Below are 10,814 nucleotides of genomic sequence, written 5' to 3' on the forward strand. Positions count from 1 at the left end.
GTAGCGGCACGGGGGGCGCGGCGCGGTGGGGGCGGGGCTGCAACGGTTAACGCCCTCGTTATCCGTACGGGGGGGGGGGGCCGCACGCCGGCCCCCGCCCCCCTCGTGTCGTACCCATCAGCGGAAGATCACCGTGCGGTTGCCGTACACCATGACGCGGCTCTCGCTGTGCCACTTCACCGCGTGCGCGAGCACCTGTGCCTCCACGTCCCGGCCGACCGTGACCAGGTCCCCGGGGCCGAGCGAGTGGTCCACCCTGACCACGTCCTGCTCGATGATCTGCCCCTCGTCCAGGTCCGGGGTCACATAGTGCGCCGTCGCGCCGACGAGCTTCACGCCACGGTCGTAGGCCTGCTCGTAGGGTCGCGCGCCCTTGAAGCTGGGGAGGAAGGAGTGGTGGATGTTGATGGCGTGACCCTCGAGCTGCTTGCACAGGTCGTCGGAGAGGATCTGCATGTAGCGGGCCAGCACCACCAGGTCGACGTCCAGGTCCCTCACCAGCTCCAGCAGGCGTGCCTCGGCCTCGGCCTTGGTGTCCCTGGTGACGGGGATGTGGTGGAACGGGATGCCGTACGTCCGCGCCAGGCCCTCGAAGTCCCGGTGGTTGGAGACGATCGCCGGGATCTCGATGTTGAGTGCGCCGGTGCGTTGGCGGAACAGCAGATCGTTGAGGCAGTGACCGAACCGGGACACCATGATCAGCGTGCGGGTCGGCGTCGACGCCTCGTTCAGCGTCCACGTGATGCCGTACGCCTCGGCGACGGGACCGAATCGGTAACGCAGTGTTTTCACCTGCGCGTCCGGGTCGGAAACGTCGAAGTGAACCCTCATGAAGAAGCGGCCCTGCAGCCGATCGTCGAACTGCTGACTTTCCAGGATGTTGCCCGAGTTCCTGACGAGGAAGCCGCTCACCGCGTGGACCAGTCCGGCGCTGTCGGGACAGGAGAGGGTGAGGACGTACTCACGACCGGGCTGCGGACCAGGGTACTCAGCGGACACAGCGACCTCCGTCGGTGCGTATTGCACAACATGATGAGCGATACGCAACATCGTCGACTCGACTCCGCTTTCGGTCAAGGGCGGCCGCATAAGTACCCGCATGGCGAAATCGTCATCCGCCAACCCCTTGACGCAGGTCTGTGGCGTTCGTCAAGGTGTTCCACCACAAGCAATTGAATGCATGATGCGCAACGCATTTCGGCTGAAGGGCATTGGCGCGTGGCAGACCTGTATGTGGCTGGGGAATGGCGGGACCCGTCGGCCGGTGGGAGCCGGGAGATCCGGTGCCCCGCCGACGGCTCTGTCACCGCGACCGTCTCGGAAGGGACGCGTCCCGACACCGAGGCGGCGATCGCCGCCGCCCGTCGCGCCTTCGACGAGGGACCCTGGCCCCGCACCTCCGAGCGGGAGCGCGGCGCGCTGCTGCAGCGCACCGCCGACATCGTCGAGCGCGATGCCAAGGAGTTCGCCCGCGCGGAGTCGCTCGACACCGGCAAACGGCTGGTGGAGAGCGAGTACGACATCGCCGACGTGGTCTCCTGCCTCCGCTACTACGGCGGGATCGGCGGCACCGACGCCGGCCGGGTCATCGACACCGGCCGCGACGACGCCGTCAGCCGCGTCGTCTACGAGCCGATCGGCGTGTGCGGGCTGATCACCCCCTGGAACTACCCGCTGCTGCAAGCGAGTTGGAAGGTCGCCCCGGCCCTCCTGGCCGGCAACACGATCGTCCTCAAACCCAGTGAGCTCACCCCCTCCACCTCGATCCTGCTGATGAGGGCGCTGGCGGAGGCCGGACTCCCGGCCGGCGCCGCCAACCTCGTCCTGGGCGCCGGGCCCGAGGTCGGCGCCCCGCTCTCCGAGGACCCCGCCGTCGACATGGTCTCCTTCACCGGCGGCCTGGAGACCGGCAAACGGATCATGGCCACCGCCGCGGCGACCGTGAAGAAGGTGGCGCTGGAACTCGGTGGCAAGAACCCCAACGTCATCTTCGCCGACGCCGACTTCGAGACGGCCGTGGACTTCGCTCTCACGGCCGTCTTTCTGCATTCCGGGCAGGTCTGCTCGGCCGGCGCCCGGCTGATCGTGGAAGACGCGCTGCACGACCGGCTCGTCGACGAGGTCGTCCGCCGCGCCCGGCGGATCCGCCTCGGCGGGCCCTTCGACCCCGAGGCCGAGACCGGAGCGCTGATCTCCGCACAGCACCGGGAGAAGGTCGAGGCGTATGTCGCGGCGGGCCTCGCCGAGGGGGCCGTGCTGCGCTGCGGCGGTGAACGGCCCGACGACCCGGCCCTCGCCGACGGCTTCTACTACCCGCCGACCGTCCTCGACGAGTGCCGGCAGGACATGCGCGTCGTGCACGAGGAGTCCTTCGGTCCCGTGCTCACCGTCGAGCGCTTCACCGACGAGGACGACGCCGTGCGGATCGCCAACGACACCGAGTACGGACTGGCCGGGGCCGTGTGGACGCAGGACGCGGGCAAGGCCCAGCGGGTGGCCCGGCGGCTGCGTCACGGCACGGTGTGGATCAACGACTACCACCCCTACGTGCCGCAGGCGGAATGGGGTGGCTTCGGGCATTCGGGCGTGGGCCGGGAGCTGGGACCGACCGGCCTGGACGAGTACCGAGAGCCCAAACACATCTGGCAGAACATCCAACCCCGGCCGCAACACTGGTTCCGCGGCTGAACGCCGAAGAGAGGTCGATCATGACCCCAACACAGACCGAGGTGCCGCAGCGGCGCGGCGCGCCCGAGGATTCGGACGGTACTCCGGTCATATCCGTGCGCCGGCTGTGGAAGGTGTTCGGGCCGAAGGCCGACCAGGTGCCGGACTCAGAGGAGTTGTGCGGGCTCACCCGCCGCGAGCTGATGGACCGTACCGGCTGCACCGCCGCCGTACGCGACGTGAACTTCGACGTCCGCCAGGGCGAGGTGTTCGTCGTCATGGGCCTGTCCGGCTCGGGCAAGTCCACGCTGGTGCGATGTCTGACCAGGCTGATCGAACCCACGGCCGGTGAGATCGTCTTCGAGGGCGAGGACATCCGCGAAGCGGACCCCCGACGCCTGCGCGACCTGCGGCGCCGCAAGTTCTCCATGGTCTTCCAGCACTTCGGACTGCTGCCGCACCGCCGGGTCGTCGACAACGTGGCCTTCGGCCTGGAGATCCGTGGCATGAGCAGGGCCGAACGCAACAAGCGGGCCCTGGAGGTCGTCGAACTGGTCGGCCTCTCCGGCTACGAGAACTCCTACCCCGACCAGCTCTCGGGCGGTATGCAGCAGCGCGTCGGCCTCGCCCGCGCGCTGGCCGGCAACCCGGACGTGCTGTTCTTCGACGAGCCCTTCTCGGCGCTCGACCCGCTGATCCGGCGCGACATGCAGAACGAGGTCATCCGGCTGCACCACGAGGTCGGCAAGACCATGGTGTTCATCACCCACGACCTCTCCGAGGCGCTCAAGCTGGGCGACCGCATCCTGATCATGCGCGACGGCAAGATGGTCCAGTGCGGCACCGGCGACGAACTGGTGGGCGCACCGGCCGACGACTACGTACGCGAGTTCGTCAAGGACGTGCCGCGCGGCGATGTGCTCACCCTGCGGTGGATCATGCGCCCGGCGGAGCCCGACGACGCCCTGGACGGTCCCGAGTTGGGCCCGGACGTCGTGGTGAAGGAGGCCACCCGGGCGGTACTCGCGGCGGACCGGCCGGTCAAGGTCGTGGAGGACGGCAAGCTGCTCGGCATCGTCGGTGACGAGGAGATCCTCGCGGTGGTCGCCGGGCACGAAGGCGGGGCGTGATGGCCGTCGCCCTGGAGAAGTCCGCACCCCTGGCCGGCGTGCGCACACTCCGCCGGCGCACGGTGGTGGCCGCGATCCTGGTGGCCTGGCTGCTGCTCTTCGTCGTCCTGCGCGGAAAGCAGACCCTGACCCTGGCGGCGGCGGACCTCACCGACCTGCACCGGTGGTTCAACGACGTCAACGACTCGATCGGCGCCGACCGCAACTCCAACCCGCTGTTCCTGTACTTCTTCAACGAGATCCGCCTGGTCATCGACAACCTGGTGACCTTCATCCAGCACCTGATCTCACAGCCTTCCGCCGGCCGTCCCCTTCCGCAGATCGGATGGCTCGGCGTCGTCGGCATCGTGGGCTACGTCTCCTGGGCCGTGGGCAACTGGCGGGTCGCCCTGCTGGCCGTCGCGGGCTTCACCTTCTTGGGCCTGCAGGGTCTGTGGCAGGAGAGCATGGACACCCTGTCGCTCACGCTCTCCGCGGTCTTCGTGGCGCTGCTGTTCGCGATCCCGCTGGGTGTGTGGGCGGGGCTGTCGGACCGGGTCAACCGGATCGTGACGCCCTTTCTGGACTTCATGCAGACGATGCCGACCTTCGTCTACCTCGCCCCGCTGACCCTGTTCTTCCTGATCGGCGGGGCCTCCGCCACGATCGCCACCGTGATCTACGCGGCGCCACCCGCGATCCGTATCACGGCGCACGCCATCCGTTCCGTGCCGGAGGCCACCGTCGAGGCCGCCGAATCGCTGGGCGCGACCCGACGGCAGGCACTGCTGAAGGTGCTGCTGCCCATGTCCAAGCGGACCGTGGTGATGGGCGTCAACCAGTCGATCATGGCCGCCCTGGCCATGGTGACCATCGCGGCGCTGATCGACGCGCCCGGCCTCGGCAAGACCGTCGTGCAGGCCCTTCAGTCGCTCGACGTGGGAACGGCCTTCAACGCGGGGCTCGCCATCGTCGTCATGGCGATCGTCCTCGACCGGGTCACCACCGCGGCCAGCGCCCGTGCGGAGACGGCCCGGCGTTCGAAGAACCGCTTCCTCAAGTGGCGCGGGCCGCTGCTGGGCGCGGGAGCGGCGGTCACGGCCGTCCTCGTCTACCTCTCGCACACCTATCTCTGGGCGGCGGAGTTCCCCGGCGACGGCGGCACCGGCAGCTCCATCGCGAGCGCGGCCGACACCGCGACCGGTTGGGCGCAGGACCACCTGTCGGGCCTCACCAACGCCTTCCGCGACGGCATCACCAACGGACTGCTCAACCCGTTCCAGTCGCTGCTCACCGACTCGCCGTGGTGGCTCGTCGCCGCGGTGCTGATCGCGCTGGGCACCGTGCTCGGCGGCCGGCGGGCCGGGGTCACCACAATCGTCTGCCTGGGCCTGCTGGTCGGCACCGGCCTGTGGTCGGACGCGATGACGACGCTGGCGTCGACCCTCGTGGCGACGGTGCTGGTCATGCTGCTCGGCATGGTCCTCGGGGTGTGGATGGGGCGCAGTCCGCTCGTCGACCGGCTGCTGCGGCCCACGCTGGACGCGGCGCAGGTGATGCCGCCGTTCGTCTATCTCGTGCCGTTCCTGGCGCTGTTCGGCGCGACCCGCTTCACGGCCATCGTCGCCGCGATCGTCTACGCGGCGCCGGTCGCCATCAAGATCATCGCCGACGGGGTGCGGGCCGTGCCCGAGACCACCGTGGAGGCGGCCACGTCCGCCGGGTGCAACACCTGGCAGATCATCACCAAGGTTCAACTGCCGATGTCACGCAGTGCCCTGACGCTCGCGACCAACCAGGGCCTGATCTACGTGCTGTCGATGGTTGTTGTGGGCGGCCTGGTAGGAGCGGGCGCCCTCGGCTACGACGTCGTGGCCGGCTTCTCACAGGGGCAGCTGTACGGGAAGGGACTCGCGGCGGGGCTCGCCATCGTCCTTCTCGGAGTCATGTTCGACCGGATCACCCAGGCAGCGGCGCGACGCGCGAGCGCTTAAGGAGCACCAGCATGGCAACACAAGTACGACAGTGGAGAACCGGTGTGGCCGGCACAGCCGTCGTGACTGTCATCGGGCTGACCCTCACCGCCTGCGGCGGCGCGAAGGTCGGTGACGACTCCGCGGATTCGGGCAGTTCGGGCAAGTGCGGAACCTTCAACCTCGCCGTCAATCCGTGGGTGGGCTACGAGGCGGACGCGGCGGTCGTCGCCTACGTCGCGCAGCACGACCTCGGCTGTACGGTCACCAAGAAGGACCTGAAGGAGGAGATCGCCTGGCAGGGCTTCGGGACGGGCGAGGTCGACGCCGTCCTGGAGAACTGGGGCCACGACGATCTGAAGAAGAAGTACATCACCGACCAGAAGACCGCCGTGTCGGCCGGCTCGACCGGCAACAAGGGCATCATCGGCTGGTACGTGCCGCCGTGGCTGGCCAAGGCGCACCCGGACATCACCGACTGGAAGAACCTCAACAAGTACGCGGCCGAGTTCAAGACCTCCGAGTCCGGCGGCAAGGGCCAACTGCTGGACGGGGACCCGTCGTACGTCACCAACGACGAGGCCCTGGTGAAGAACCTGAAGCTGGACTTCAAGGTGGTGTACGCGGGCAGCGAGACCGCGCTCATCCAGTCCTTCCGCAAGGCCGAGAAGAACAAGGAATGGGTGATCGGCTATTTCTACGAGCCGCAGTGGTTCCTGTCCGAGGTGCCGTTGGTGAAGGTTGATCTGCCCGCGTACACGACCGGGTGCGACGCCGACGCCGCGAAGATCGCCTGCGACTATCCCGTCTACGACCTCGACAAGATCGTCAGCGCCAAGTTCGCGAAGTCCGGCAGCCCGGCCTACGACCTGGTGAAGAAGTTCAACTGGACGAACGACGACCAGAACACCGTGGCCAAGTACATCGCGGTGGACAAGCTGTCGCCCGACGCGGCGGCCAAGAAGTGGGTGGACGCCAACCGCGCCAAGGTCGACGCCTGGATCAAGTAACCCACGTCGGCGGGACGGTCGGAGATGCCCGGCGGGCGGTGTGCACCTGTGTGCGCCGCCCGCCGGGCATTGCCGCGTTTCGGGCTGTTTCCCGACGTCACCGGACCTCTTGACACCCCCTGTCCGCGACAGGCACATTGAGTTGCGCAACCTGAACTATGTTGCGCAGCAAGCAACTCGACTGGTTTTCGATCCGGAGGTGCGGCGATGGCGGGACCCCGAGTGGTGATCATCGGAGCGGGTGTCGTGGGAGCGGCACTCGCGGACGAGATCTCCGCGCGCGGCTGGACCGATGTGACCGTGGTCGACCAGGGTCCGCTCCCCGCGACCGGGGGCTCCACGTCGCACGCCCCGGGCCTGGTCTTCCAGACGAACTCCTCCAAGACCATGACCGAGCTGGCCCGCTACACCGTCGAGAAGTTCTGCTCCCTCGACGTCGACGGCAAGCCCTGCTTCCTCCAGGTCGGCGGCCTCGAAGTGGCCACCACCCCCGAACGCCTCGCGGAACTGCACCGCCGCCTCGGCTGGATCACCGCCTGGGGCATCGAGGCGCGCCTGCTCAGCGCCGCCGAGTGCGTCGAGCAGCACCCGCTGGTCGACCCGGACCGGATCCTCGGCGGCCTCCTCATCCCGACCGACGGCATCGCCAAGGCCGTCCTCGCCGTCGAGGCGCAGATCCGCCGGGCCACCGAGCGCGGCGTCACCTTCCTGGCCCGCCACGAAGTCCTGGACGTACGGCAGAGCGAGGGCCGGGTGACCGGTGTCCTCACCGACCGCGGCGAGCTCACGGCCGACATCGTGGTGTGCTGCGCCGGCATCTGGGGTCCGAGGATCGCCCGCATGGTCGGCATGAACCTCCCGCTGACCCCGCTCGCCCACCAGCTCGCCTGGACCGGCCCGGTCCCGGCGCTCGCGGGACAGACGCAGGAGGCGGTGCGGCCGATCCTGCGCCACCAGGACGCCGACCTCTACTACCGCGACCGCTTCGACGGCATCGGCATCGGCTACTACGGCCACCGCCCGATGCCTGTCTCGGCCGACGACATCCTCTCCGTCGACGAGGCCGACGACATGCCGTCGGTCCTGAAGTTCACGGAGGACGACTTCGCCGACGCCTGGACCGAGACCAGGTCCCTGCTCCCCGCGACCCAGGAGGCCAAGGTCGAGGAGGGCGTCAACGGCCTGTTCTCCTTCACCACCGACAACTTCCCGCTGCTGGGCGAGTCCCCGGACGTCAAGGGCTTCTGGGTGGCAGAGGCGGTCTGGGTCACGCACTCGGCGGGCGTCGGCCGGGCCATGGCCGAATGGCTGGTCGACGGCTTCTGCTCGTCCTTCGACCTGCACGAGTGCGACGTCAACCGCTTCGAGCCGCACCAGCTGTCCCCGGAGTACGTCCTGGCCCGCGACTGCCGCAACTTCGTCGAGGTCTACGACATCCTCCACCCCCTCCAGCCCTCCGGTGACCCCCGTCCGATCCGCACCAGCCCCTTCCACGCCCGCCAGCAGGAGCACGGCGCGTTCTTCCTGGAGGCCAACGGCTGGGAGCGCCCGCAGTGGTACGAGGCCAACGCGGGACTGGCCGAGGGCCGCAACATCCCCACGCCCGACGACTGGGCCGCGCGGTACTGGTCGCCCGTCGTCGGCGCCGAGGCACAGGCCACCCGCGAGACCGTCGCGATGTACGACATGACCGCCCTCAAGCGGCTCGAGGTCGGCGGCCGGGGCGCCGCGGACTTCCTGGAGGGGCTGACCACCGGCAAGGTCGCCAAGTCGGTCGGCTCGGTGACGTACACCCTGCTCCTGGACCAGGACGGCGGCATCCGCAGCGATGTCACCGTCGCCCGGCTGGCCCCCGACCTCTTCCAGGTCGGCGCCAACGGCAACCTGGACCTCGACTGGTTCGCCCGCCGGCTCCCCGCCGACGGCAGCGTCCAGGTGCGCGACATCACCCCTGGCACCTGCTGCATCGGCCTGTGGGGGCCGCTGGCCCGCAAGGTCCTGCAGCCCCTGACGGACGAGGACTTCTCGAACGACGGCCTCAAGTACTTCCGAGCCAAGCGCGCCTACATCGGCTCGGTGCCCGTCACCGCGATGCGGCTGTCGTACGTCGGTGAGCTCGGCTGGGAGCTCTACACCACCGCCGACCAGGGCCTGAAACTGTGGGACACCCTGTGGCGGGCGGCGAAGCCGCTCGGCGGCGTCATCGCCGGCCGCGGCGCCTTCAACAGCCTCCGCCTGGAGAAGGGTTACCGCTCCTTCGGTACCGACATGACCTTCGAGCACGACCCCTACGAGGCCGGCGTCGGCTTCGCCGTCAAGCTCGACAAGGGCGACTTCCTCGGCAAGGCAGCCCTGGAACGCCGCAGGGAAGACGTCCGGCGCAGGCTGACCTGTCTCACCATCGACGACCCGCGGTCGGTCGTCCTGGGCAAGGAGCCGGTCTACGACGGCGACCGCGCGGTCGGCTATGTCACCAGCGCCGCCTACGGCTACACGATCGGCAAGGGCATCGCCTACGCCTGGCTCCCCGCGGAACTCGCCGTCCCCGGGACGGCGGTCCACATCGGCTACTTCGACCGGCGGGTGGAGGCGGTCGTCGCCGAGGAGCCGCTGTTCGACCCGACGATGTCCCGTCTCCGTGGCTGAGCGGGCCCCGCGGCACGGCCGCCTACCCGTGCCCCGAGGCCGCGACCTGACCGCGCCGGCCCACCGGCCCGAGCCGGACATCGCCGCACCGCGCGCCCGCACCGAGGCCCTCGCGGCCGAGCACCCGCTCTCTCCGCACCTCTCGCACGACGGAGACGTCCGATGAGCCCCAGCACCCCCAGCACCCCCGGCGCCGACCTCCCCGACCACCCGGACCGGCTCTGGCGCAATCCCGAACCCAAGCGGTCGTACGACGTGATCGTCGTGGGCGGCGGCGGCCACGGCCTGGCCACCGCCCACTACCTGGCGAGGAACCACGGCATCACCGATGTCGCGGTCCTGGAGAAGGGCTGGCTGGGCGGCGGCAACATGGCCCGCAACACCACGATCATCCGCTCCAACTACCTGTGGGACGAGAGCGCCGGCATCTACGAGCACGCCCTCAAACTCTGGGAGGGACTGGCGGAAGAACTCGACTACCCGATCCTCTTCTCCCAGCGCGGCGTGCTGAACCTCGCCCACAGCCTCCAGGACGTCCGCGACAGCGTGCGCCGGGTCGAGGCCAACCGGCTCAACGGCGTCGACGCCGAGTGGCTGGACGCCGAGCAGGTCAAAGAGGTCTGCCCGATCGTCAACATCTCACCCGACGTGCGCTACCCGGTCCTCGGCGGCACCTACCAGCCGCGCGCCGGCATCGCCAAACACGACTACGTCGCCTGGGGATTCGCCCGCTCCGCGGACGCCGCCGGCATCGACATCATCCAGAACTGCGAGGTCACCGGCCTGGACGTGGTCGGCGGCCGGGTGGTCGGCGTACAGACCACGCGCGGACCCATCGCCGCGGGCAAGGTGGCCCTGTGCTCGGCCGGCCACACCTCGGTCCTCGCCGCCATGGCAGGCATCGAACTCCCCCTCCAGAGCCACCCGTTGCAGGCCCTGGTCTCCGAGCTCCTGGAACCGGTCCACCCCACGGTGGTCATGTCCAACGCCGTCCACGTGTACGTCAGCCAGGCACACAAGGGCGAACTGGTGATGGGCGCCGGCATCGACGCGTACAACTCCTACACCCAGCGCGGCGCCTTCCACATCATCGAAGAGCAGATGTCCGCCGCCCTGGAACTCTTCCCGGTCTTCGCCCGCGCCCATGTCCTGCGCACCTGGGGCGGCATCGTCGACGTCAGCCCGGACGCCTCGCCGATCGTCGGCCTCAGCCCGGTCGACAACCTCTACCTCAACTGCGGGTGGGGCACGGGCGGTTTCAAGGCCACCCCGGGCGTCGGCTGGGTCTACGCCCACACCATCGCCCACGACACCCCCCACTCCCTCAACGCCCCCTTCTCGCTCGACCGTTTCACCACCGGCGCGCTCGTCGACGAGCACGGCGCGGCCGCGGTGGCCCACTAGGGAGC

At 69.3% G+C, this 10,814-nt stretch carries 7 protein-coding genes; 6 read left to right on the forward strand and 1 reads right to left on the reverse strand.

Annotation, left to right across the window (positions count from 1 at the left end):
- Positions 1–117 precede the first annotated feature (117 nt).
- On the reverse strand, positions 118–999 hold the full coding sequence (gene purU, locus ACFVYS_RS36285) for a formyltetrahydrofolate deformylase (protein WP_389509112.1): 882 nt from the start codon (positions 997–999) through the stop codon (positions 118–120).
- Positions 1,000–1,218: 219 nt separating this feature from the next.
- On the opposite strand from purU, the gene ACFVYS_RS36290 reads away from it, so the two are divergent.
- The 6 genes from ACFVYS_RS36290 (at position 1,219) to ACFVYS_RS36315 (ending at position 10,809) form a co-directional block, all read left to right on the forward strand.
- Positions 1,219–2,688, forward strand: coding sequence for an aldehyde dehydrogenase family protein (locus tag ACFVYS_RS36290; RefSeq protein ID WP_389509114.1), 1,470 nt, complete (start codon positions 1,219–1,221; stop codon positions 2,686–2,688).
- A gap of 20 nt (positions 2,689–2,708) precedes the next feature.
- The gene (locus ACFVYS_RS36295) at positions 2,709–3,797 is read left to right on the forward strand and encodes a glycine betaine/L-proline ABC transporter ATP-binding protein (RefSeq protein ID WP_389509116.1); all 1,089 of its coding nucleotides are present in this window, start codon (positions 2,709–2,711) and stop codon (positions 3,795–3,797) included.
- Positions 3,797–5,770 (forward strand): ABC transporter permease, encoded by a 1,974-nt coding sequence (locus tag ACFVYS_RS36300; protein ID WP_389509118.1) that lies wholly within the window; start codon positions 3,797–3,799, stop codon positions 5,768–5,770. The genes ACFVYS_RS36295 and ACFVYS_RS36300 overlap by 1 nt, the downstream gene beginning before the upstream one ends.
- An 11-nt stretch (positions 5,771–5,781) precedes the next feature.
- Positions 5,782–6,759 (forward strand): ABC transporter substrate-binding protein, encoded by a 978-nt coding sequence (locus tag ACFVYS_RS36305; protein WP_389509120.1) that lies wholly within the window; start codon positions 5,782–5,784, stop codon positions 6,757–6,759.
- A 207-nt stretch (positions 6,760–6,966) separates the two neighbouring features.
- Positions 6,967–9,405: an FAD-dependent oxidoreductase gene (locus ACFVYS_RS36310; protein WP_389509122.1), complete on the forward strand. Its 2,439-nt coding sequence runs from the start codon at positions 6,967–6,969 to the stop codon at positions 9,403–9,405.
- A gap of 162 nt (positions 9,406–9,567) precedes the next feature.
- On the forward strand, positions 9,568–10,809 hold the full coding sequence (locus tag ACFVYS_RS36315; RefSeq protein ID WP_389509124.1) for a sarcosine oxidase subunit beta family protein: 1,242 nt from the start codon (positions 9,568–9,570) through the stop codon (positions 10,807–10,809).
- Positions 10,810–10,814: the final 5 nt, after the last annotated feature.

The organism is Streptomyces sp. NPDC058295, from assembly GCF_042880655.1.
Taxonomy (GTDB): Bacteria; Actinomycetota; Actinomycetes; order Streptomycetales; family Streptomycetaceae; genus Streptomyces; species Streptomyces coriariae.